Raw genomic sequence first — 25,608 nt, 5'->3', positions numbered from 1 at the left:
TAATTAGAAACCTACTTTTAATGAGAGTGTATACTGACGAGGCACAGGCATGGCCACACCACCGTTGTTGAAGAATTCTGGATCTGCACCATTGAGTTTTTTATCCGAATACAATAGTGCTATATTATTTCCAACGAGTGACACTTGTAATGAATTAACACTTATTCTCTTTAATAAATCTTTTGGAAATATATAAGTCAATGCCACCTGCTTTAACCGGACATAATCCCCTTTAGCGACACGTTCTGTTGAATAATTGTATGCATTATAGGGATACACTGCATCTACTGTAGAACCATTGGCACGGATTACCGAGTTGTTCTTCACATAACCATCTAGTAAAGATGGAATATTCGTGTACATCTCATCGCCAGGCATCAACCATCTATTGACCATATCTTTGGAAATTGTTTGCATATCCGAGTAGACACTCCCATATGTAGGTTGCAGACGAATAAAGTTTCCTGCCGCGAAGGTAAAAAGTGTTGACAGGGATAATCCTTTATACCCAAATTGGTTAAAAAAACCGCCCGTAGTGGTAGGATTTACCGGACCATGATACTTCAAATAGTCTATTGTCTGACTTTGTAAATTGATATAGGTGTCCTTTACACCCTCCGTACCAATAAAAGTTGGATAGCCATAGCGAGTATCCAAACCATCAAACTGAATAGAGAAAAGTCCGCGTTGGGAATATCCTTGTACTGGTGCGCCTTCCGCTCTGACCAGTGTCCAAATATTTTGATTAACATCCAAACGTGTAACTTCGTTCTTATTTATCGCAAAATTGAACTGCGTCCGCCAGCGAAAACCATCTGGATTTTTGAAAGGACTGCCTGCAATTGTAAATTCGAATCCATGGGCTTTCATTTCTCCATAATTGGCCTGCTTTGTAAACTGTCCTCCAATACCAGATGTACGTATCGAACCAATCAAGTCAAAAATATTTCTTTTATACCAATCCATAGTCAATTCAACCTTATTATTAAATAAGTTAAGATCGGTACCGATATTAGTCTCATACATTTTTTCCCAAGTTAACTTGGAGTTTTCTAAACTACTTATGTATATAAGACTTTCCTTTTCGTCCTCGTATGGCCTTTTTGATATATCATTATAAAAAATGGGCGAGGAATTTCTAGCACTACCTAAGCTCGCTGTTAAACCATAAGTTGCTCTCAAACTGAAGCCATTGACAATATCATTCTTTTTAAAAAACTCTTCCTGGTCAACATTCCATTTTCCTGAAATGTTCCAAGTGGGTAACCAACGTGCTACCCTAGATTTCCCCAATTGGTTCGCGCCATCGTACCTTGCCGTGAAGTTTATTGAATACTTATCCTTATACGCATAAGCTGTTCTCAACATCGTTGCTACATAACGATCGTAACCGTAGCCCATCCCAAAATATGGGTTGCCTGCTTCAATAATTTTTTTAAAATAGCGATAATTTGGATTTACTAATCCGCCACTAGCAAACTGATAACCTACACCATCATACGAAGAATTTTGTCGATCCGTGTACCTCATTTCCATCGATCCAAAGACATTTAATCTATGATTTTTTGAGAAGGTATTATCATACTCTAAATTTTGGCGTAAATAGTAATTTTTTAAATTATTGTTGGTTGTATTGAAGAAACCACCTTCTGGTAAAATAACAACAGGCGGATCATTGGGATTATCTGGATCTTTGTACAACCATTTATTGCCATCGGCGATAGTAGCATCCCCATTTGCAAGGTAGGACTTAATCACATTGGAATTTTCCTTCATGGAATGCTGACGCTCGGTTTTCGCATAACGATAAGCCCCATCAACGGAATAAGTCAATTTCGGCGTAATTTTATATTTCACCCCCCCTTGCACCTTAATATCAAGCATATTTAGTGCTAACGAATTATTTTGCAATTCATTAATAATATTGAAATCCCCATAATTTCTTACGAAATACTCTAAATCACCATTTTCATCATAAGGGGTGATAAGTCTACTGGTATTTAATGCATAGGAATAAGGATTGATATCAAAATCTCTGGAATATTGACCATACACAGGATCGGATTGTCTAGTTAAAGTTCCAGGAGCACGTTGGTCACGAATAGCTGTGTTTACAAGAAATTCTGCGCTCAACTTATCACTAATCTTGATATTGTTTCTCAGATTGCCCGTATATCTTTTCACATTATCCCCCAAAGTCTGTCCATTATCACTAGTTAAACTACTTGAAAAATACGTTTGAGACCGTGCGGTACCGGAATTAATACTAAGGGAATGTTCTTGCAGTAATGAGTTTCTGAAGAGTACATCAAACCAATCTGTATTCGCTTTAGCATACCGACTCAAAAAATTCAGTCGATCTTGCAATGTATTTTTTAACGCAAAGGAATCTGTCGTTTCATCATATTGGTACATTTGATTATACATCTTATAAAATATACCACCTGTGGAACTTCTTGACACACTACTATGATTGAAGCTTCCTTTATTTTCTAGTTCCAATAAAACAGACATCTGTTCCGCCGAGTTCATGATGTCGAACTGACTGTAACTTGGTTTTAGATAAGTCGTAAATGTTCCAGAATAGTTAATCAACGGTTTTCCTTCTGTATTTTTACCTCTTTTAGTATTTACGACGATAACACCATTCATGGCACGAGCTCCATACATTGCAGTTGCCGCCGCATCTTTCAAAATAGTGAAGGACTCAATATCATCCGGATTAAGGCCCGCTACCGATGATCCGATCAATGTATTGGCATCACCGGTAGAAAGTGCTTCATTGGAGATGTTAACCACATCTTCTAAAATAATTCCATCAATAACCCATAACGGTTTATTATCGCCCGAAAGTGAAGTTGCTCCACGAACAGTAATTTTGGGAGCCGCGCCAAATGTTCCGGAAACATTCTGGACAGAAACCCCCGCTACCTGCCCTTCTAACATCCGAGAAATATCAGGCACCCCACTCCGTTCAGCATCTCTAGCATTTACTTTTGAACTCGCCCCTGTAAACAACTTACGATCAACATTCTGATATCCAGTCGCAACGACATCAACAATATCCAATTGATTATCCAACGAAGCCAATACGATAGGAACAATAGCACGACCATTAACGGTGACTTCTGTGCCGGAAAATCCAACATACCTTACAACCAAGGTTGCAGAAGATGGGGCATTGATCTTAAATCGTCCCTGTTCATCGGTTTGAGTAGAAACTGAAGTTCCTTTTACGGTCACTGTAGCACCACTCAGTCCTTTTCCGTCTTTATCCTTAACTGTGCCGGTAATAGCTTGCTGTAACGATGCAGTGGATGTATTTGAATTGGTCGATTTTAAATTACTGTTGACAGAGATTGTATTGGCAATAATCTTATATTCAATATTATTATTTTTCAATACAGCGTTGAGTGCTTCCTCAACAGTAGCGTTCTTGACATTGATCGAAATTCTCGCTTTCGAATTCAGATTTTCACTGTACAGTACGCGCAGATGAGACTGCTTGGAGATTGCAGATAATGCCTCTTCAATACGTGCATTTCGCATGTTTAAGGTGACTTTCTGGGCAGTGCCTTTAGCATGTACACCGGTAACAAATGCGAATAGAAGACATGTACTAATTTTCATAATACGCAGGGGTTTACAAAAACGTGGATCTTGAGGGATCAAGGACCACCTTTTGCTAAATGGTAAGTTATTCATACATTTACACTTTGTGGTTAATTGGGGTTTAATTGTTCACTTTTTAATTTAGGACCTGATAATCACATTTTCTGAACAGGGATGCGCCAACATTCCTGTTCTCTTTTCTAAGGTCATTTGGGTAGGTATTAATTCGTCATAAGCAGCCGGTTTGGGTTTAGTTTACTATTATATTTCTAGCTTTTCGTTTCTATGATCAATTGTTTTCCATCCACTTCAAATTTGAGGTTACTTACATAGGATAGCATTTCCAGGACCTGAGATAATTTTACATCTCGCTCAATACTTCCGGTATACTCTTTGTCGAGCTGTACATTTCCCCTGAATTTCACATCCAGATCATACCATCTTGATAATTGATGTGCGATATCTACGATTGTTTCCTTTTTGAAATAAAACTCATTATTGTGCCAAGACAGATCGCGTTGCAGATCCGCTTTTCCTTTGATCAGATTATCCTTGGAAGACCATACATACTCTCCGGGTGACAGCTCAACGCGTTCATTATTCCTACTAATCTCCACTTTCCCTTCCGCAAGCGTTGTGCGAACCTGCTCTGTATATGAATTTACATTAAAATGTGTCCCTAAAACTTTGATCTCATTCCCTTTGGACTCAACAATAAAGGGTTGATTCGGATTGTGGGCTACTTCAAAATAAGCCTCTCCGTCGAGAAAGACCCGGCGTTCTGTTTTTGAAAATTGTGCAGGAAATTTCAGTTGAGAAAGTGCATTGACCCAAACTTTTGTCCCATCCACCAAAGTCATTTTATAAAAACTCGCCTTTGGGACAATTAATGAATTATATTGTACAAGAATAACCTGATCTGTCCCTTTGACAATCAACTCATTGCTATTGCCAACGAGATTATTGTTCTTAGTAAGCGTTTTCGTAGAATCGTTATTCAGTGGGATCTTTGTTCCATCTGCAAGCACCAAAATTGCCCCACTTGTCGCTGGCGCGATATCCTGTTTCTGTACAGCAACAACAGGTCTTTCTTTTGGCATATTAGCTGCGAATTCTGTTCGCCATAGTGCGAAACATCCAATTAAAAATGTAATGGAAGCAGCAATACCTAAAGACCATTTCCCAATTAATTTTATTCCAGTGCGATTTTTATGATTTAGCTTATTCCAAGCCTTATCGGCATCCAGTTTACGAACAATGAATAAATCCTCTTCGATATTCTTTGCCTGGCGAAAAGATTCCAGAAATTGTTTATTCTGCGGACTAGCATTTAACCACTCTTCAAGCTGGTTTTGCTCTTCTTCCGTCAAGTTACCGCTAAGGAACTTCCGAAGTACTTCTGCAATATGTCCTGTGTTTTCTTTCATATATTACACTAAAGAAACGCAAGACGAAAAAAGGGGTGACAAGAATTTAAATATTTTTTAACAAAAAAATAACAAGCGGGATAAATTCAGGGTTTAGGCGTTTTAGTAGCATTTTCATCCCCCGTTGTTTTTGAGTTTTCACGGTGTTAATGCTAATTTGCAGTTCTTTAGTGATCTCCAGATTAGACAGACCTTCAAGGTATCCTAACCGAAAGACCTGCTGACAAGAGGCCGGCATTTGTTCAATAATTTTATAGATCTCCTGAATGAGCTCACTATGGATCATATTCAATTCAAGCGCCGTATTATCCTCTTCGGTAAAACCCACTACATTCCAATACTTTTGACGCACCTTTTCATGCCGTATGTGATTATAGCAGGCAAAACGCACCGAACTATACAGATAATTTTTTATCGCAATCTCATTATCACTGACTTGGTCCGTATGTTTAAAATAGGCGATAAAAGCATCTTGCACCAGATCCTCTGCGATCGTGAGGTCACCTAATATCTTCCACGCAAAATGACATAGCCCATTGTAATGTGTTTTGAATAATACTTCTTCCTTCTGCATAGTTAGATTACTTCCTCTCCCAGCTATTGTGTTCTATAGGTGGGTATTTTAGGACATATATGTACATCTTATGAGGATGCTTAATAATTGTGCTATAAAAATGGCTAATATTTTTTATTATTTACAAGAAAAATATTTCAAATGGAATATTTTTTCATTTTTCCCCTAAGATCATATCACTCATATTTATTATAAAACGAAAAAGGAACTGCCTTGAGGTGATCAAAAACAAAATATTAGCGAATAGCGAAATATTAAGAGAGATGACAATATTTTTGGATTTTATTGTCACAAATCAGGGTTATTAACGAGACAAAAAAGAATCCTCAACAGCTTGTTGAGGATTCTTCCATTTGATTCTAAAATTTTTATTAAAATAAAAAGCGAGAGCTAATTATTCAATGGGTCATCAATATCTTCTAACGTCAACTTGATTACATTTCTTGAATCAGCCACATCCGTTAAAGTAATAACCGAAGGCTTTGGCGTACCGTCAGAAGTAATCTTGAAAGTATTTCCGTCAAACGGAGCTGAAAGATAATTTAGTCCACCTTGCCAATGAGCAAGAACAAAGTTACCGACACCATACCCTTCAAGTTCTATATATACCTGGTCTTCGGTTCCTGTTTTGAGCTGAATTATATGTGTTAATCCCCCTACTACAGATCCCCCTTGTAATACCCAAATTATCACTCCATCTGACCCGTTTTTACCGATATAAAAATTGTTCACTACAATTCCTCTTTCCTTTAACATAGGCCTACCAGCATTCCAATATAATTTCCCTAGCGCACCCATATTCTTATAAGATACAGACCATAGGTTATTCCTAAACCAGCGATTAAGTGGCGTAGGAACTGGAATTATCTTTAAACTGTTATCTTTATCGGTATAGTAACCAGATGGATATGTAGTTGTTGGCGCAATAAAATCCACACGAGCTACAGTTTTCCCTGCTATCGTGTACGGCTCATAAAATTCCAAACCACCAGGAACTACTCGAAACGATATATCTTTCGCCGATGGATCATTTGGATTGCTGAATACACGCATTTTGGGATCGAAATCAAGCTCTACAGTCTTGTTTCCAGCTGTTTCCAGTTGATAAACTTCAAACTCATTAAATTTGCTTGTAGCCTCCTGATAGGATGCAGACATACTCTCAAACTCAGTTCCCTTTAAAGGTAACATCACTAAATGGCTCCCGCTTTTCTTTCCTTTTAACACCACCGAATCTGCTGTAGCTTTAAGTACTATAAACTCAAAATCACCACGCATACCGCTATCATCTGCTCCAATCCCGCCGTTATCCTTTCCGGGCTCTGAAAACCAATGAATGTTCTTATTGTATCCGTTAAATGAAAGCACGGGACCAGATTCGGGAACTACAGAGTAGGTACTTGTTTTAAAGCCAGAAAAAGGATCTGAAGCAATGGATACCTCCTCGTTGGAAATAAATTTTGTAAAAATAGTATATCCACCAAATTCCTGATTATTGCTTGGGTAAAATTTCATTACCCAACCTGCTTTATTTGCCTGTAAAACGGTATATGCCTGTTCTACAGCCTCGGTCATCCGAACCGTTGCATTGGCATCAAATATTCTATCCTCATCCCGCTTGCATGAAGTAATCAAAAAAAACGGAAGTAAGATTAAGATCATTAAATATTTTAATTTCATAATTTCTTATTTTAAAGATGTCTGATCAAAGTTGGGCAAATCTGCTTGTCTAGCTAAAATCTCATCACGCAGCTCGTCCAAATTAATGTTCCAAACATTTTGGAAATAGGTACGTACGATATCAAGTTTTGCTTCAATCAATGCTTTCCCTTCTGCCCCTCCACTACTGATGCGTTGGTTCCATTGGGTTGGCGACAATGTAATGTAATATGAATAAGTCTCTACAAAATCTTCGTTTGGTTCTTTGGAGGCATAGGGAGAAACAAATCCCAATGCCGCGGCATCAGCATCATTTTCATAGATATCACTCCATGAATCCGACACATAGCTAGCACCAGTAATTTGCTCAAAAGAAGCGGGGTAACCTTTAGTTTGGTGTAAAATATGTCCAAATTCATGATGCATGGTGTGAAAATAATAGTAATTGAGAAAGGCTACATCTTTCCCCGTTTCAGCATTTAGTCTATTCAAAAGGTAAAGGGTGATCTTAACACCGCCTTCGGCTGTACCCAATACAAATGTTCCATTATTTTGATACGCTGGCGAACCAATGTAGTTTAATAACTTAGGGAAATATTTTTTGATAAAGTCCTTACTCCCTGTAATCTTATCATAGGGTTCAATACCAAGATGATACAATAGTTTGGTCATTCGGACAGAGCTCTCATAGCTTGCTGGACTCAAATTATAATCTAAATCAGATTCCTTTTCAACAAATTTATAAAGTATAGCAATGTTATAATCCTTTGTATATTTTTGTTGAATATAATTATCTAAATCATTGCTTTCTACCTTCTTATCAACAAATATGCTATCCGGGCTCAATTTATCTTCAGAGCATGAAAATAAGAGCACCGAAAAAAACAACAATACATTAATCTTATTTAATATTTTCATAATTATCTTGGATTAGGGGTTAAACCTGCGGCAATAACTTCAGATGGGATTTGTAAAGCTGCTCTCTTATCCCGTGCAATCAGTTTTGTTTCTGTCTCCACAGAAGCCACTGCACCAGATGAATTCAATACACGTCTTTCTACTTCAATACCATAGCGTTTAACATCAAACCACCTCAAGCCCATATGCAATGTTTCTACACGTCGTAAAAAGAGTAGCGCATGGAGCATATTTTCCTGCGTACCAGCCTCAAAAGAAATCATCTTGGGATCCAATTTTTTCTTAGCTGTGGGTATTCTGGCTGAAGAATAATTTATTCCGTTCGCCCACGTATTAATTGTAGCTACATTAAAGGTTGCTGGAGGTCTTACCAATGCATTGTCCACCCATCGCTTCATATCCACGACTGCTTCATTATAACGTTTGAGATGAATAAGTGCTTCGGCTCTTACCAACATTGTTTCTTCCGTTGTAAATGGCGCATAAGCCCCACGTGCATATCCAATTCCCGCCACAGGATCCGTATACTCAAACATATAAGAAACACGGGGGAATAATACCTTATCTAAATTTGTTCCTGCATAAACAAAAGCACGTAATACATAACCAGTGGAAGCTAATTGTCCATAAGGTCCGGCTGCCATTGTTGTTTCTGTGTCCCCTAGTAGTGCTCCATGTGAGTATCTCGATCCAAAAGAATATGGCCCAAATATTACGCCATGCTGTGTCCCTGCAGTTGCTACCATGAGATTAGACTTTTCTTCACTTTTGTTATAGGATATCGCTCCATTAGGGAATCCTCTAGTCCCCACAGCCTCAGCGGCGATCCTAGCGTAATTTCGTTGTAAACTTACTGGATTGACACCAATAGCTGCATTTGAGAAACTGACAGCTTTCTCCCAGTCCTGCATGTATAATGCAATTCGCGCTCTTAAAGCATTGGCAGCTCTGGAATTCATATGATATTTGGGGGTAGATCCAAAGGAAGAGTCGTCTATTAATGGAATGGCCTCATCTAAATCCTTGATCAGAAGATCGTATACCTCCCGTACTGTATTACGCTGGTATTTTGGATCCAGCACAACTTCAGGTTCTGTCATATAGGTGACACCTAAATCTGTTGCTGCATTTTCTTTAGTATAATGCTGTGCAAACAAATTAACAAGTATAAAATGATTGTATGCCCGTACTGCCAAAGCCTCTCCTCGTTGTGGGCTCAAACTGCTGGGATTTCCCATTTCTTCTATTGCTTGTAAGGAGGCATTCGCACTTGCGATCGCTGTATAGCAGGCTTCCCAAACATCTTTAGGCACCTCGTCCTGATTGTCAGTGATTTCCTTCCATCGAAACAACTCCTCCATAAAACGTTCTCCATTTGGATTGGTAGGGCCATAATCATCCACATTATCAGATGATAACTCTGCACTCACTAAATAAGCTGTTTGTGGATATGCAGATACCAATAATTTGTCAATTTTTGCTTCGGTATCGAGTTTTGCACGATTGTCGGGCATTTCATCAAGAAATTTATTGCAAGACGACAAATTCACTCCACAGATCAGTGCAATTGCTATATATATTCTATTATTTCTTTTCATTTTAATTAGATCTAAAATTTCGCTTAAAGTCCTAAACGTAAAGTCAACGTGTATTGTCTTGCTATAGGAGCGGCAACACCACCCGCATTGACAAACTCAGGATCCTGTCCATTTAGCTTTTTATCCGCATACAACAGGAACAAATTGGTCGCGTTAAAACGTAAACCTAAGGAATTTATCTTCCACGCTCTTATCAAATCTTTCGGAAACTCATAGCTCAAAGACACATCTTTCATCCGAATAAAATCGCCTTTAGCAGTTCGTACAGAGGAATAGTTATATGCGCTATAGGCATACTTCAAATTATTACCATACGCCCTATTCTGTCCGGTGGTAGCAATAATAGGTACATTAGTAAATGCCTCGTCACCTGCGACCATCCAACGATCCGCAAATTCTTTGGTTGATGCGGTTAAGTCGGAATATTGGTTAGAAAATACCGGGTTCAAACGCACCACATTACCGAATGAATAAGTCATAAATACATTTAAACTAAAATTCTTATAACTAAATGTATTTCCAAAACCACCTGTATGAATAGGATCTGTAGGTCCTTCGTATTTTAGGAAGCCTATTTTATCCCGTTCTTGAAAATTGATACTGGTAACCGTTTCCTGATTCTCGGTATTTAGGAAAATAGGTAAGCCTTCATCATTCAACCGTACAAATGGAATAGAATATAATCCGCGTACAGGGCCACCCTCAAGAGCAAATCCAGTCCCTGTTATTAGGTCCATAACTTGGCTTCGGGTATCCAAACGTGTTACTTTTGTCTTTACATTTGCATAGGTAAATGTCGAATTCCATTTAAAATCCCGATCACGCAAGATATGTGCACTCAAATTCAATTCGACACCATGAGATTTCATATCTGCCACATTACCAAATTTCGAAATCTGGCCTCCCAGCCCTTGTGTATTGATGACACCGATCAAATCAAAATTGTTGCGTTTAAACCAATCAAAATCTACATTAATCCGATTATCCAAAAATCCCATGGATGTTCCGATATTCAATTCGTGTTTTTTCTCGTAAGTCAGTCCATTATTCGCTAAATCAGCGATTTCTAAACCCGATTCCGCATCACCTGCTGTCGGTCTCCATGGGGTATAAGAGCGATAGACAGCGTAGGAATTTGTCACAGTAGATGGACCTCTATCACCAGTTAAACTATAAGAACCTTTCAATGTAAAATGAGAAAATGTTGGTCTTAAATTTTCAAAGAAATTTTCTTCATGTGCATTCCATGCCCCGGACAGGTTCCAACTAGGCATCCATCTTGCTGAAGTCGCCTCGCCTAATTTATTTGCACCTTCATATCTGAACGTACCATTCAGAATATATTTTCCTGCATAAGAATAGGTAACATTCGTAAAAAATGCAGCTTGCCTATACCTTATATTTGTCGGATCATTTCTTCCATTTCGATTCACCGAGAAATAAGGCGAATTTTCTTCTTGTCCACGTTTAAATACCCGATAATCTGTAAAAGGGCTCTCTCCTAAATCATATTGGAGCCCCCAACCTCTAAACCAGGTATTATCTCTTTGAGATGAGGTAAGTTCAGAACCGGCAAACACATTAAGAAGATGATTCTCATTAAAAGTTTTATTGTATTGCGCAGTAAAACGGAAGAGCTGCTCAAACATCGTATAATCCGTTCGATTATAGATTCCACCCTCAGGCAAAACAGAAATCGGTCTTGCATAAGGATCATCCGGATCGGTATATAAAAATGGGTTATTGTCACGAATTGTCGTGTTTTCAGGTTCAGAAATCCCAGCACGATAAGCCATTGCCTGATTGGACCGATCTTTAACATAATGATGCTGTGTTGTCGATTGGTAACGAACAGACCCAAACGTCCCTAATTCTAACCCAGGAATCACTTTCCATTTCAGATCACCTTGAAAACGCAAATCAGCTACATTTATATCCATGTAATTGTTCTCCAGTTCGTGAAGGATATTAAAGGCAGCATAATTACGCGTATAGAATGTATTGGGATCCAAGGTCCGCGAGGTATTCATCGCATAAGCATAAGGATTAATATCAAAATCACGTTTTACTTGCCCAAAGACAACATCCTTCGACTGCCCCAGGGTACCGGGAGCTTGTTGCTGCCGATAGGAACCGTTGGTAATGATATTTAATTTAAGCTTGTCAGAAATATTATAGTTTGCATTTAGATTACCTGTATAACGATTTACTTTACTGCGTTTTGTCCATCCCGGATCAACTAACGCACTTAAAGAAGAATAATATTGGGATTTCTCTGTTCCCGATGACATGCTGAGCGAGTGATTATGTTGAAGACTAGGTTGAAATAACTCTCCAAACCAATCGGTATTGCGATACTCAGCTTCTTTCAAAAAATTATTGACATTGTGTCTATCCGTAAATAGATCATTCGGAATTTCACCTCTTTGAATACGCTTATATAAATCACCATATACACCACTGTTGCTTGCTACAGGCAGATCTGCAAATCCAATATAACCTTTATTGTACATATCATCATATACGGACATCTGCTCTTGCGAATTCATAATATTGAATTCTGAATAACGAGGGGTAGCACGTGTTGTATATTCGCCCGTATAATTTAGTGAACTCCGACCTGCTACTCCTTTTTTCGTTGTAATTACAATGACTCCAGCCATCGCTCTAGCGCCATAAATTGACGTTGCTGAACCATCTTTTAAAATTTGAAAGGATTCAATATCATGCGCATTTAATCCGGCAACGGCAGAACTAATTAACGTCAATGCATCACCCGATGACAGCTCATCTGAATTTACGTCAGCAACATCCTCTATAATAACTCCATCAACGACCCACAACGGTTTTGAACTGCCATAGATAGATGTTGCACCACGCACGCGAATCTTAGGTGCCGTACCGAAAGTTCCGGTTACATTTTGAACCGAAACCCCTGCTACTCTTCCTTCCAAACCACGACTAGGGTCAATCTGTCCGCCTATTTGCGCCGCCTCCCCCGAAATCTGTGAGGTTGCCCCCGTAAATAGGCGCTTATCAAGACGTTGCCCCATACCAGTCACAACGACCTCTTCAATCTGTCTCTCATCCGATGCCAACACAATTGGAACAACATTTCGTCCTTTAACGCCCACCTCAACAGCTCCATAGCCGACATAGCGAACCACTAGAGTGGCATTTGTACCAGCGTTTATTCTAAAACTCCCATCACTGGCTGTCTGCGTAGTGATAGCAGTTCCTTTGACAGTCACTGTTGCCCCAGCCAGAGCGTTTCCATTTTTATCTTTTACGGTACCAGAGACTCCTTGCTGCACAATATTAATTGATTTGCTAGCTTCACTTTTTCCATTGACAGAAATCGTGTTGGCAATAATTTTATACTCAATATTATTGTTTTTCAAAACGGCATTTAATGCATCGGCTACAGAAGCATCTTTCAGATTGACATTGACCCTCGCTTTGGAATCAATATTTTCTCCATAAAATAGCTGCAAATTGGACTGTTTTGAGATCGCGTTCAACGCCTCCTCAATCCGTGCATTTTTCATTTTCAACGTAACTTTCTGCGCAACGCCATTGGCTTGGACTCCGGTCACAAAGGCGAAAAGAAGGCAAGTACTAATTTTCATAATACGTAAAGGTTTGCAAAACCGCGGGTCATGAGGTATCAGTCGCCACGTTTTGCCAAATGGTAAGTTATTCATACATTTACTCTTTGTGGTTAATTGGGTTTACTTAATTCGCTTTTTTAAATTTTTTAGCCTTTTTAATCATCTACGGACAGGGATGCTGCAACATTCCTGTTCTATTTTTTGCTAGGCTACTTGGTTAGGTATTGATCGATTACATAAGCACTCCTTTTTTATTTATTTTCTATTGTTAGTTCCTTTCCATTAAGTTCAAACTTCAGATTACATACATAGGTCAACATTTCTAGCACTTCCGAAAGCTTAACATCGCGCTTAAAATTCCCTGTATAAACTTTATTTAATGCCACATCTTGCTTAAATTTAACCTGGATATCATACCATTTGGAGAGTGTGGACGCAATCTCCACAATAGTCTCTTTCTTAAAATAAAACTGATTATTATGCCAGGATAAATCGTGCTCTAAATCGGCTTTTCCTTTACTAAGTCTTCCACCAACAAAATTGGCATATTCACCAGGTTCCAAAAACAAAATCTCCCCCGAATGACTTACTTGTACACGTCCAGAAGAAAGAGTTGTACGCACATCAGCGTTATAGGCATTGATATTAAAATGTGTGCCCAATACTTTGACTTCATTCTCCTTAGATTCGACATAAAATGGTCGTTTTGTATCATGTGAGACTTCAAAGTATGCTTCTCCTTCCAATACAACACGACGTTCATTTTTATCAAACTTGACCGGAAATTTGAGTTGTGAATTTGCATTGACCCAAACTTGTGTACCATCTTCCAGAGATAATTTATAGAAATGTCCTTTCGGTACGACTAATGTATTGTATTCGATTGAGGGCTCCGTAGTTGGCGTTGCTGTTGCACCAGCCCCCACTTTAGTCTCCGCTATAAAAATTTTTGGATCTAAGGTTTTAACAGAACTTTCCAAAGGCACAACAGATCCATCAGCCATCAGCAATAAAGCACCGGACTGTGCTGGCAAAATGTCTTTTTTAAGAATTTTCTTTGAGGCCAATTTACCCAAATCATTTATTTCTTTGTCACGCAGGTAAAACATTACCGCACCGAATAGCATCACCAAAACCGCAGCAATACGTAGAAAAGGCCAATAATTTATCTTTTTGCTATGTCTAACAGCATCTACTTTTCGCCAAGCTTCTCCCTCGTCGAGTTCTGCAAAAAAATTCAGGTCTTGTTCAATATTTTTTGCTTCCCGAAATTCCTCAATCAGATTATCATTTCTTTTATCAGATTTGCGCCAATGCTCAATTGAATCGCGCTCTGCAACAGTTTCCTGTCCACGAAGTAACTTTTGGATTAGTTTGGCTATGTAATTGGTGTTAGCTTTCATATCTATAGGTTAGAAACCCTATAGATCAATATGGGGTGACAGAAAATTAAAATTATTTTAACAAAAAAATAATAAAGGGCAAAAATTCAGGATGCAGCTTGTCCAACAGCATTTTCATCCCACGTTGTTTTTGGGTTTTAACGGTATTCACACTGATCTGAAGCTTTTCGGTAATCTCAAGATTAGACAGCCCCTCTAGATACCCCATTTTGAAAATTTGCTGGCAGGCAGTTGGCATCTCTTGAATAATTCGGTAAACTTCATTTATTACTTCTGTATGAATTATAGATAGTTCAACAGAATAATCATCTTCTTCTGTAAAACCAACCTGCGACCAATATTTTTCTTTTACCTTCTCGTGTCGGATATATTTTAAACAAGAAAACCGAACAGCAGTATATAAATAATTGCGAACAAAATTCTCAGATTCGTCCATACGCTGTTTTTCCCTAAAAAAAGTGATAAACGCTTCTTGTACCAGATCTTCTGCAACAGACGATTCTCCTACAAATTTCCAGGCAAAGTGGCACAAGCTTTTATAATGCTGTCTAAATAACTTTTCTTCAGGTCCCATAACGTAAAACGGGTATATAAAACAATTGATTAGTCACGATTGATGGAGTTCGGTAAACTAGTCTAGCGTAAAGATAGAATTTTAATCTTACTTTAACAATTATTAACATGTTTATTACATATATTGCAAAAACAACACATAAAACACTACTTATCAACAAATTATCTTCAACCCTTCCCAAACACTATTTCCACCACAGCTTCACTTTCATCCATAAATAAATCTTCACTTCAACAAAAACAAAACCTCAGTTTTTTGTATTTATACTAAGTAAAACATGCAAAAAACTCCCTTTTATCGAGTTTTTTTACTATATTGTAGACTTTCAAAAAATTTAAAACAAAGACTAAATGCTATTTACTGTTCTATCAGGATTAATAACATCGAGCCTTATTGTTCCATTTGGTAGATTCCTTAAAACCAAATGGGGTTTTATTCTCGCATTTTTACCAGTACTTTTATTTCTGTATTATATAAAACTTGTGGTACCCATTAGTCAGGGATCCTATTTTGTACAATCGACAGCATGGGTCCCCTCTTTAGGCATTAATCTGGATTTCAAATTAGATGGTCTGTCACTGCTCTTTACATTATTAATTACCGGAATTGGAGCTTGCATCTTTTTTTATGCAAATGCCTATCTGAAGGGACATAAATATATCGACCGTTTTTTCGGCTACCTCTGTTTGTTTATGTCGGCCATGTTGGGTCTAGTGCTTTCGGACAACATGCTATTGCTCTTTATATTTTGGGAATTAACATCTATTAGTTCCTTTTTTCTAATCGGATTCAACAACGAGAATGCTGATTCCAGAAAAAGTGCAATGACTGCATTATCCATTACAGGTCTAGGCGGTTTCTTTCTACTTGCGGGTTTTATATTAATGGGCAATATCGCCGGTACGTATAATATCACCGAACTTGTCGGCAAGGTTGCTTTGATTCAACAACATCCACTCTTTCCGCTTATTTTTGGATTGGTAGCGCTTGGTGCAATCACAAAATCCGCACAATTTCCTTTCCATTTTTGGTTGCCTGGGGCAATGAAAGCTCCGACACCAGTATCTGCATACCTTCACTCGGCCACCATGGTGAAAGCAGGAATATATCTGCTGGCTCGCTTTTCTCCGATCTTGGGCGGAAACCCAATCTGGACATATTCACTTATGATCATCGGTGGTATTACCATGCTCTACGCTGCATTTCACGCGCTTTTCAGAACAGATCTCAAGGGAGTACTCGCCTATTCCACGATATCCGCATTGGGGATCTTGGTTTTCTTACTCGGTCTTGGATCCAAGGAAGCAGTTATTGCAGCGAGTGTATTTATCCTTGTACATGCTTTATATAAAGCAGCACTGTTCTTGATTACGGGTATTATCGACCATGAAACCGGAACACGTGACTTAACTGTGTTGCGCGGATTACGCAAAGTCTTAGCCCCTGTTGCGATTGCAGGGTTTCTAGCAGCATTTTCAAGTGCGGGAGTCCCCTTGACCTTTGGATTTATCGGAAAGGATCTGATCTACGATGCCACTTTACAAAGTGACCCACAATTATTCTTTTATTTGACAGCTGCTGCAGTCCTCACGAACATCCTCCTAGTATCTGCTGGATTTATGGCCGGAATAAAACCCTTTGCCGGCAAATTACCGGAACAGTTCGCCCATGTGCACCTGCCCTATAAATCCATGTGGATTCCCCCATTGCTGTTGGCTGTATTGGGTATCATATTCGGCTGTATTCCGAGCCTTATTGGCGATTGGATCGCTGGACCAACGGCAAATAGTATCTTAGCTCAACAAGAAGTTTTTCATCTAAAGATATGGCATGGTTTTAATTTGATACTTTTACTGAGCGCCATAACAATTGTGGTCGGAACACTTGTATTTATTTCAAACCACCCAAGTGTGAAGAAATTGGCGTGGATAACTACCTTTGATAAAATTTCCCCAGAGCATATTATTAAGGTCTGTGCACAGGAGATTGTTCTATTTTCCGCTTTTTTCACAAACAAGATGCACAACGGTTACCTACGTTCATATCTTTTGAAAATCATCTTATTTGCTGAATTATTGATTGGCTATCAATTATACCTGGGTGGACCACTTCATATCAAATGGGAAACCTTGTCCCCCGTCAGCTTTTATGAAGTGACAACAGTATGTATTCTGATCGGCGCTATCGTATTAACGATCCGAACTTCATCAAGGTTAACCGCAGTGGTAGCAACGAGTGTTGTTGGCTATGCAATATGTCTCATCTTTGTTTTTTATAGCGCTCCGGATTTGGCAATGACTCAATTTACAATCGACACCCTAACAGTTGTTCTGTTTGTATTGGTCTTGTTCAAATTGCCTTCTTTTTTAAACTTGGCAAACCGTCGTACCATCATTCGGGACGCAGTGGTCGCGATTATATTTGGTAGTATGCTGTCTATGGTCGCTTTGCGGGTATTACATGAACCAACAACTACCAATATCAGTAAGTTTTATGGTGATTATGCCTACGTACTGGCTAAAGGAAAGAATGTTGTCAATGTACTGCTCGTTGACTTTAGAGGCTTTGATACCATGTTTGAAATTGTGGTACTGAGCATCGCTGCACTTGGAGTGTACAGTTTATTGAAATTACGTCTAAAATCATCTGATAAAGAATAATATTTTATGATAAGTTATTGAAGTAATGATGATTAGAAGCTATGGACGATATATGAAAATCCATTGGTTTGTATCACCGTAATCTCAATACTCAATACTAATATCTAAATACTAGAATAAATGAATAGTACTATATTACAAACCGCAACGCGGTATCTTTTACCGATACTTTTATTGTTTTCGGTATTTCTCTTGCTTCGGGGGCATTATTATCCCGGAGGAGGATTTGTAGGTGGTTTGGTTGCATCTATTGCCTTTGTACTGCATAGTTTTGCTTTTGGACCTCAAAACACCATGAAGCTTATTCAATACAAACCCTTATCCCTCATTCCCATCGGGTTGGGAATTGCTGCTGTGAGCATGTTTCTACCTGCCTTTTTTGGCTACCCAGTCATGACGGGGCTCTGGCTAGAGGAAAAGATTCCCGTCATTGGCATGATTGGCACAGCTTTATTTTTTGATCTCGGGGTATACTTTGTCGTCATTGGGGTTGTATTGACTATTTTATTCACAATTGCTTTAAATACAGAGGAGGAATAATGGAGCTGATTCTCGTTTTATTGATCGGTATTCTATATGCCGCTGGGATATACCTCATCTTGCGTCGCAGCATGGTGAAACTGTTATTAGGAATTATGTTATTGGGAAACGGAACCAATATATTGATCTTTTTGTTGGGTAATATTGTCAAAGGCAAGCCGCCAATAATCGGCCCTGACTTAAAGGTATTTACGGATATTTATGCGGATCCCATACCACAAGCCCTTATTTTAACCGCAATCGTTATCAGTTTTGGACTGACTTCGTTTGCTATTGTACTACTTAAACGCGTTTACGCTTTACTGGGCACAGATGATTTGGATAATTTGAACACGCCTGAGGAAGAAGATATATGATAGACAACCAGATTATTGCCACGGTCATCGTGCACCTTTTTATTGCTATTGTCCAGCTGATACTCTGGCGAAAATCTACTGCGCAACGTTTTCTGAGCGTCGGCGGGAGTCTCCTGGCCCTTATTCTCGCATTTAAGCTTTTTTTCAAAGTTTATGATGGGGAAATCCTGACCATGAATGCCGCCAATTGGAAAGCTCCATTTGGAATCGTCTTTGTCGCTGATCTTTTTAGTAGTACCCTGGTCCTCCTCACCTCAATTGCTGGACTTGCAGTTTCGATTTTTTCTTGTGTCGGCGTTGGAAGGCAACGTATTTTATACGGCTATTTCCCGATTTTTCATTTCTTGATGATGGGATTAAATGGGGCATTTTTAACTGGAGATATTTTCAATCTTTATGTCTGGTTTGAGGTGATCATTATTTCTTCATTCGTGTTGATGACACTCGGTGGTCGTAAATCGCAATTGGAAGGTGCCGTAAAATATATGGCCATGAATATTTTGGCCTCCACTTTTTTCTTGACAGGAATCGGTATCCTGTATGGCATCTCGGGCTCCCTCAATATGGCTGACCTAGCGCTACGTATCCCAAAGATACAAAATCAGGCACTCGTTGAAATTACAGCTACTTTTTTCCTTATTGGCTTTGGAATCAAATCGGCTGTGTTTCCGCTTTATTTTTGGCTTCCCTCCTCCTATCATACACCACCTTCGGCTGTCGCCGCAACTTTCGGTGGACTATTGACCAAAGTTGGGATTTATGCCTTATTCAGGGTATTTTCACTATTGTTTATTCCAAACCATTTCACCAAAGAACTGTTGGTTATATTGGCGATACTCACCATTTTAACAGGAGCCTTCGGTGCATTGATTAAAACCAATATCCGCAGATTGTTTTCCTACTTGATTGTCTGCCATATCGGTTTTATGATTGGTGGTTTAGGTTTATATAGCAAATGGGCGCTGTTGGGTGCTATTTTTTATCTTATTCACGATATTATGGTAAAAACCAACTTGTTCTTAATGGCAGGTGTTATTCGACAGCTTCGCGGGACCATGGATATGAACAAGCTGGGGGGACTATATGCGCAATACCCCAAGATTTCTTTACTTTTTGCAATCGTGCTTTTCTCCTTGGTCGGCATCCCACCCTTATCAGGTTTCTGGCCCAAAGTCTATCTTTTTAGAGATGCCTTTCAATTGGAAAAATATGCTTTCGCAGGAGCATTGATTATCGGTAGTTTTATTACGCTCTATGTCATTGCCAAAATGTGGGCTCAGGTATTTTGGAAGGACGCGCCTGAGCCTGAGATCATCGAAGATAAATTTGCTGGAATGATAGGCTATAAAAGAACAATGCTACTCTTGCCAGTCATTATATTGGCATCGGCATCCCTTTATATCGGATTTAATGCAGAAGCCATTATACATGTCGCAGATAAGATAGCCACACAATTACTGGATACTTCACCTTATATAAATGCTGTATTAGGAGGGCAGAATTGATATGATAAAACAGTTTTTAATGAACCTCATGTTATCTTTTATTTGGGTAGCACTGACAGGATCAATGTATTATACGAATTTCATGTTCGGTTTTTTGCTTGGTTTCGCGATTCTTTGGATCATGAACAAAAATGAAGCCGATCAACGTTATTTCTATCGTGTTCCCAAAACGGTGAGTTTTATTCTATTTTTCTTATGGGAAATGATTGTCGCTAATGTGCAAGTTGCTTATGATGTGATCACCCCCAAGTTTTTTATTAAACCAGCGATCGTCAAGTATCCGATGGATGCCAAGACAGATCTGGAGATCAACTTGCTTTCAACTTTTATATCACTAACACCGGGTACACTTATTTTGGATGTGAGTGAGGATAAGAAAACACTTTTTATCCATGTCATGTACATGAAGAGCAAAGAACAATTTGTCTCGACCCTAAAAAACAATGTTGAACGAAGACTTTTAGAACTCTTACGATGACTTTAACTACCTACTTCGATTATGTTATCCTTCCGATATTAACCTTATCGGTTATTTTGGCTTTTATCCGCCTATACAAAGGTCCGCAGATCTTTGATCGCGTCATTGCCCTGGATCTCATTATCACAATTGGAATTGGAATTATTACAGTCTATAGTATACGTACTTCGCAGGAAGTATTTTTAGATATTGCCATGATTTTGGCACTGATTGCATTTCTAGGAACTATAGCCTTTTCATTTTATTTAGAAAAACAACGCAATGATGACTGATATTACGTTAGCAATTTTAAGCACCATTGGCGCACTGGCCATATTATTTGCGTCGATCGGCATATTGAGGATGCCCGATTTCTATTTACGCCTTTCAGTAACTGTAAAAGCAGCAACCTTAGGCGTCGGTCTCTTATTGATCTGCGCCGCAATGACCTTCCCTGACGTGTCCGTCACGACCAAAGCAATAGCAATTGGTTTCTTTTTAATCTTGACGGCACCTGTTGCGGCCCATATGATTGGACGGGCGGCTTATATACAGCGTGTAAAGACCTGGAAAGGGACAATCTTAAACGATTTGGAAAAAGAAGGCCAATTGGATTGTAGGAAAGAAGATTTTTAGACTCTTCCGCTGGTATTCGTAAAAATAATACTATCAGCAGAAGTTCATCACAAAAAATTAAGGCATCAAACCCGGGTTTTGATGCCTTAATTATATAAGACCTTTTCATTGGATGAATCTCTTCGTCCTTGACTCGAAATATTAAAATATAATACAGACCGGAGCCGGAACTTTGATTTCTTTACCCGCATCTGTCAACAATCCAGTCTTTGTATCCCGACTAAACAGTACAATATTATTGGTATACTGATTCGCCACAAGTAAGTATTTTCCGTCGGGAGAAAGATTAAAATTCCGCGGTCCTTTACCCTTTACGGATGTATTGGACAATTTATTTAACCCGCCGTCTTTTTCCACCGAGAAAGTCGCTATTGTATTTGCGTCACCACGGTTAGTCGCATATAAAAATTTGCCGTCATCAGAAATTTTTATATCTGCCCCACCATTTTGTCCCTTGAATCCCTCAGGATTGATTTCGTAAGTACTCTGATACATCCAGTCATTACCCTCCTTTTTATAGCTAGCAATTTGTCCTGTCATTTCCAATACGACGTAAAGAAATTTTTCCTTTTTATCAAAAGCGATATGACGAGGCCCTCCACCTGCGGGTGTAAAGAAATCCTCAGATTCTTCAGCGAGACTATATGCAGTTCCGGATTTATTAACAGGAAATACAGAAATTTGATCTAACCCTAGATCCTGCACATATAAACGATCGCCCTTACTGGAAAAAAAAGTTGAATGCACATGTGGTTTCTCCTGACGTACTGGATCTACACCTTTACCTTCATGCTGAATCAGTCGATTTCTTTTACTCAAAACACCATTTGTTTCGAGATCAAATAGTGCAGCCGATCCACCGGTGTAATTTGCTACTGCCAATAGATTACCTTTAGGATGCACTTCAACAAAACAGGGTGATTCCCCGCCCGTAGGAAGTGAGTTCAGAAAAGTCAACTGACCATCCTTAAAAGAAAAGGCAGATACTGTACCCTCCTGATTTGGAAGTTCATTGACAGCATAGATAAAATTATTATTTCGAGCCAGAAAAGAAGGGTCCTTACTTTCTTGGGTACTGATCAAGGTGGCTTCACCAGTTTTTGTATCGAAATTATAGATATAGATACCTTTGCTTTCTGTTTTGTTTGTATAGGTCCCAACAAACATTGGGATCTGTTGCGCAAAACTCGCCAAAGGCAGGAATGTCATCAGATAAATAAAAGCTTTTTTCATGTGTATACAATTTATTAAAAATAATTGTTCGAATTCCCCCCTTGCTCGCTATGTAGCACAAAAAATAAAGATACCTTCCTAAGTCATTACTATGGCAGATAAACTTGTTAAATTAGGTTAAAACCGCCCTTTCTAATAGGCAAATCCGTATTTTTAGCGAATCAATTTTAACAAGTCTAAAATCTCCTTTTGAAATATTGGGATTATAAAAATATTGTTAAATAAAAATACGAATAATTCATATAATCTGATAATTTTGTGCTGTTGTTCAAAATAGTATATATTGAACGATAGAATCGGGAGATTATTTCGATTTAAGAATTTAACAAGTAACTGAGTGTTGTAGGTTCATTCATATCGGCAATGATACACACTCACAATTAGTAATTTAGATGAATCCACTATGCTATCGATCTGTACGCGTTGTACACGATTTAAAACGGTTTATAGTTGCTTCATCAGCGTTTAGAAACATATTATTTAGATGAAAAAAAACATATATATATTGTTTTTGTTGCTGTTTGTATCAATTCAGGCCAGCTTTGCACAACGTCAGATTGTTGACCGTGTAGTGGCGACGGTTGGCTCGGGCATTATCCTGCAATCCGATCTGGACATGCAATATTCACAATGGCTTGCGCAAGGGAATAAACCCGATGAGAAGTTTAAATGTGGCGTTCTGGAGCAATTGATCATTCAGAAATTACTTTCCCAACAGGCGGTAATTGACTCGATTGACGTCACGGAAACAGAAGTGGATGACAACTTAAATTCCCGTTTACGCCATATGTCCCAACAAGCAGGTGGCCAAGAACGCTTAGAGAAATTCCTGAACCGTTCTTTGTTACAATACAAGGAAGAAATGCGTGCAAGTGTTTTTGAACAGCTGAAGGCGAATAAAATGCAACAAAATATCGTACAGAAAGTGGATGTAACACCATTGGAAGTAAAACGTTATTTTGAAGGACTGAATAAAGATAGTCTTCCTTATTTCAATACAGAAGTTGAAATCGGTGAAATTATCATGATGCCGAAATTGACTGACGAAGAGAAAAAGGAACAACGCGAGAAAATCGAAGGTATTCGCAAACAGATTGTCGATGGTTCGGATTTCGGAACAATGGCTCGTCTATACTCGCAGGATCCGGGCTCGGCACCTTATGGTGGTGACCTAGGCTTCGGTACACGTGACAATTATGTAAAAGAGTTCTCAGCAATGGCGTTTAAATTAAAGCCAGGAGAGATATCACCTATTGTAGAGTCAAAATTTGGTTTCCACATCATCCAGGTACTGGAAAGACGTGGAGAAGAGGTTCATACCCGTCATATTTTGATGAAAATGAATCCGGGAGCTGCTGCACTGGAACGAACCAAAAATAAACTGGACAGTATCTACAAATTGGTTGTGGATAAGAAATTAGATTTTTATCACGCTGCGACTAACAATTCTGATGCTGAAGAAAGTAAATTTAATGGTGGTATGGTCTTAAATCCACAGGGATCCAGCCGTACAACTTTAATTCCTATGGATGGATTGGAAAAAGCCGTATTTACAACCATTGACCCGTTAAAGCCAGGGGAGTATTCCAAACCAGAGCAATTCACAGACAAAACTGGAGATGTTGGTTACCGTTTCAACTATTTAAAAACCCGTATCGCACCACATAAAGCAAATTTGGATCAGGACTTCACAAAGATCAAAGATGCTGCGAAAGAAGATAAAGTACGTCGTAACCTGAGCAAATGGTTTGACGACAAGGCGAAGAACACATTTATTGATATCAGTGATGACTTTGACGCCTGTGATGAACTCGCAAAATGGAGAAAGAAATAAAAGACTTTTTCTTATCATAAATAAATAAGGCCTGAATATTCATATTCAGGCCTTATTTATTTGGCAATCACGCTCGCATGATTTATTTCTCAAACATCATTTCTATCAAGATATTCCAGTTCGCTTTCTTCACATCATCCTTCGCTAATTCGCTTAACTGCCATACCCGAATATAATTATACTTGACGACTTTATCTTTTTGTCGTACAGTTGCAGTTCCCTTTGTATAGGCAAAATCTCCGCTATAAGAACGTTTGACCTCCTCCGGTACTGTTTCTATCGTCATACGTTGTTTCTTCAAATAAGCCATCATTTTGTCCTTTCCTTCCATTGGACTGGTCCAAGGAAACAAAAAGCGAACATCCTCACTCAAAAATTCTTTATATGCAGTAGGATTGTCTGCCTTAAGGACAGTAGACATCAATTTATCTGTTTCCAGTACAATATCCTCTCGCTGGTTCAGGCGCACTTTAGAGCGATGCTTTAGGTACCAGGAATCAGTTGGTTCAATATATTCCAGGTCAAACTCACCATCCTTACCATTATTTTCTACTTCGGCGCGAATATCGACTAACCATTTGCCTTTCTTATTACGTTTCCAAACTGTCAAGTACTCACCATGACGCAGCCTCGCTCCCACCTTCTGAAAATCCAGGGAACCAGAGGTTACACCAAACTCCAAGCTCTTCGCGACAAGAGCAAAAGTAGGCTGCCAATTTAATACATCTGGAATATTCGGTCTATTATTAAGATAATTGTATGCATTTACCGCTGAAGGAACATAAAATGTGGACTCCTTGTCGATAATAGATAAAAACGCTTGATGCGGTGTAGAAGCTTTCGCTAATGCGGCAGCATCTTTATCTGCCTGCAGTAAGCTTCCTACTTTTTCGGGTATCTGTGCGTACAATGTTGTACCTACTGTACTCATTAACGCAACAATGGATAACCTATTCCAAAAATTCATATGCAAATGATTATTTATCAGAGTTCATCCTAATTATTTTAAAT

The 25,608-nt window shown here is 38.8% G+C and carries 19 protein-coding genes; 8 read left to right on the top strand and 11 right to left on the bottom strand.

Annotated features, from left to right (window positions below; all coding sequences use genetic code 11):
• Positions 1–3 precede the first annotated feature (3 nt).
• The 9 genes from M2408_RS05985 to M2408_RS05945 form a co-directional block, all read right to left on the bottom strand.
• On the bottom strand, positions 4–3,630 hold the full coding sequence (locus M2408_RS05985; protein ID WP_259180184.1) for a SusC/RagA family TonB-linked outer membrane protein: 3,627 nt from the start codon (positions 3,628–3,630) through the stop codon (positions 4–6).
• A 251-nt stretch (positions 3,631–3,881) separates the two neighbouring features.
• On the bottom strand, positions 3,882–5,039 hold the full coding sequence (locus M2408_RS05980) for a FecR family protein (RefSeq protein WP_259180181.1): 1,158 nt from the start codon (positions 5,037–5,039) through the stop codon (positions 3,882–3,884).
• A 46-nt stretch (positions 5,040–5,085) separates the two neighbouring features.
• The gene (locus M2408_RS05975; RefSeq protein WP_259180179.1) at positions 5,086–5,613 is read right to left on the bottom strand and encodes an RNA polymerase sigma factor; all 528 of its coding nucleotides are present in this window, start codon (positions 5,611–5,613) and stop codon (positions 5,086–5,088) included.
• A gap of 390 nt (positions 5,614–6,003) precedes the next feature.
• The gene (locus M2408_RS05970) at positions 6,004–7,293 is read right to left on the bottom strand and encodes a DUF4302 domain-containing protein (protein ID WP_259180177.1); all 1,290 of its coding nucleotides are present in this window, start codon (positions 7,291–7,293) and stop codon (positions 6,004–6,006) included.
• A gap of 6 nt (positions 7,294–7,299) precedes the next feature.
• Positions 7,300–8,190, bottom strand: coding sequence for a putative zinc-binding metallopeptidase (locus tag M2408_RS05965; RefSeq protein ID WP_259180175.1), 891 nt, complete (start codon positions 8,188–8,190; stop codon positions 7,300–7,302).
• Positions 8,191–8,192: 2 nt separating this feature from the next.
• Positions 8,193–9,788: a RagB/SusD family nutrient uptake outer membrane protein gene (locus M2408_RS05960; protein WP_259180173.1), complete on the bottom strand. Its 1,596-nt coding sequence runs from the start codon at positions 9,786–9,788 to the stop codon at positions 8,193–8,195.
• A 23-nt stretch (positions 9,789–9,811) separates the two neighbouring features.
• Complete coding sequence (locus tag M2408_RS05955; RefSeq protein ID WP_259180170.1) at positions 9,812–13,417, bottom strand: SusC/RagA family TonB-linked outer membrane protein; 3,606 nt, start codon at positions 13,415–13,417, stop codon at positions 9,812–9,814.
• Between the two features lie 233 nt (positions 13,418–13,650).
• A complete protein-coding gene (locus M2408_RS05950) occupies positions 13,651–14,802 on the bottom strand; it encodes a FecR family protein (protein ID WP_259180168.1) in 1,152 nt (383 codons plus the stop codon).
• A 52-nt stretch (positions 14,803–14,854) separates the two neighbouring features.
• On the bottom strand, positions 14,855–15,376 hold the full coding sequence (locus tag M2408_RS05945) for an RNA polymerase sigma-70 factor (protein WP_259180166.1): 522 nt from the start codon (positions 15,374–15,376) through the stop codon (positions 14,855–14,857).
• A gap of 350 nt (positions 15,377–15,726) precedes the next feature.
• On the opposite strand from M2408_RS05945, the gene M2408_RS05940 reads away from it, so the two are divergent.
• The 7 genes from M2408_RS05940 to mnhG all read left to right on the top strand — a co-directional run bounded on the left by M2408_RS05940 (position 15,727) and on the right by mnhG (position 21,530).
• Positions 15,727–18,036: a putative monovalent cation/H+ antiporter subunit A gene (locus tag M2408_RS05940; protein ID WP_259180164.1), complete on the top strand. Its 2,310-nt coding sequence runs from the start codon at positions 15,727–15,729 to the stop codon at positions 18,034–18,036.
• A gap of 120 nt (positions 18,037–18,156) precedes the next feature.
• Positions 18,157–18,576, top strand: a complete 420-nt coding sequence (locus M2408_RS05935) for a Na+/H+ antiporter subunit B (protein ID WP_259180163.1) — start codon at positions 18,157–18,159, stop codon at positions 18,574–18,576.
• Positions 18,576–18,932 carry a Na+/H+ antiporter subunit C gene (locus tag M2408_RS05930; protein ID WP_077438800.1) on the top strand — a complete coding sequence of 119 codons (357 nt, stop codon included), beginning with the start codon at positions 18,576–18,578 and terminating at the stop codon, positions 18,930–18,932. Before M2408_RS05935 ends, M2408_RS05930 begins: the two co-directional genes overlap by 1 nt.
• Positions 18,929–20,437 (top strand): proton-conducting transporter membrane subunit, encoded by a 1,509-nt coding sequence (locus tag M2408_RS05925; protein WP_259180158.1) that lies wholly within the window; start codon positions 18,929–18,931, stop codon positions 20,435–20,437. Before M2408_RS05930 ends, M2408_RS05925 begins: the two co-directional genes overlap by 4 nt.
• Positions 20,438–20,456: 19 nt before the next feature.
• Positions 20,457–20,915, top strand: coding sequence for a Na+/H+ antiporter subunit E (locus M2408_RS05920; RefSeq protein WP_223581930.1), 459 nt, complete (start codon positions 20,457–20,459; stop codon positions 20,913–20,915).
• A complete protein-coding gene (locus M2408_RS05915; protein WP_259180157.1) occupies positions 20,912–21,187 on the top strand; it encodes a monovalent cation/H+ antiporter complex subunit F in 276 nt (91 codons plus the stop codon). Before M2408_RS05920 ends, M2408_RS05915 begins: the two co-directional genes overlap by 4 nt.
• Complete coding sequence (mnhG, locus tag M2408_RS05910; RefSeq protein WP_259180156.1) at positions 21,177–21,530, top strand: monovalent cation/H(+) antiporter subunit G; 354 nt, start codon at positions 21,177–21,179, stop codon at positions 21,528–21,530. Before M2408_RS05915 ends, mnhG begins: the two co-directional genes overlap by 11 nt.
• Positions 21,531–21,671: 141 nt before the next feature.
• Here mnhG and M2408_RS05905 read toward each other — a convergent pair whose 3' ends face one another.
• On the bottom strand, positions 21,672–22,763 hold the full coding sequence (locus tag M2408_RS05905) for a lactonase family protein (RefSeq protein WP_259180155.1): 1,092 nt from the start codon (positions 22,761–22,763) through the stop codon (positions 21,672–21,674).
• A gap of 484 nt (positions 22,764–23,247) precedes the next feature.
• Here M2408_RS05905 and M2408_RS05900 point away from each other — a divergent pair, with 484 nt between their 5' ends.
• Positions 23,248–24,597 (top strand): peptidylprolyl isomerase, encoded by a 1,350-nt coding sequence (locus M2408_RS05900; RefSeq protein WP_259180154.1) that lies wholly within the window; start codon positions 23,248–23,250, stop codon positions 24,595–24,597.
• An 82-nt stretch (positions 24,598–24,679) separates the two neighbouring features.
• Here M2408_RS05900 and M2408_RS05895 read toward each other — a convergent pair whose 3' ends face one another.
• Positions 24,680–25,564, bottom strand: a complete 885-nt coding sequence (locus M2408_RS05895; RefSeq protein WP_120260166.1) for a DUF4440 domain-containing protein — start codon at positions 25,562–25,564, stop codon at positions 24,680–24,682.
• Positions 25,565–25,608: the final 44 nt, after the last annotated feature.

The organism is Sphingobacterium sp. BIGb0165 (genome assembly GCF_024810095.1).
GTDB classification, from domain to species: domain Bacteria; phylum Bacteroidota; class Bacteroidia; order Sphingobacteriales; family Sphingobacteriaceae; genus Sphingobacterium; species Sphingobacterium detergens.
Note: the sequence above shows the minus strand (reverse complement) of the source record. Positions and strands in the feature narration are given on the sequence as shown.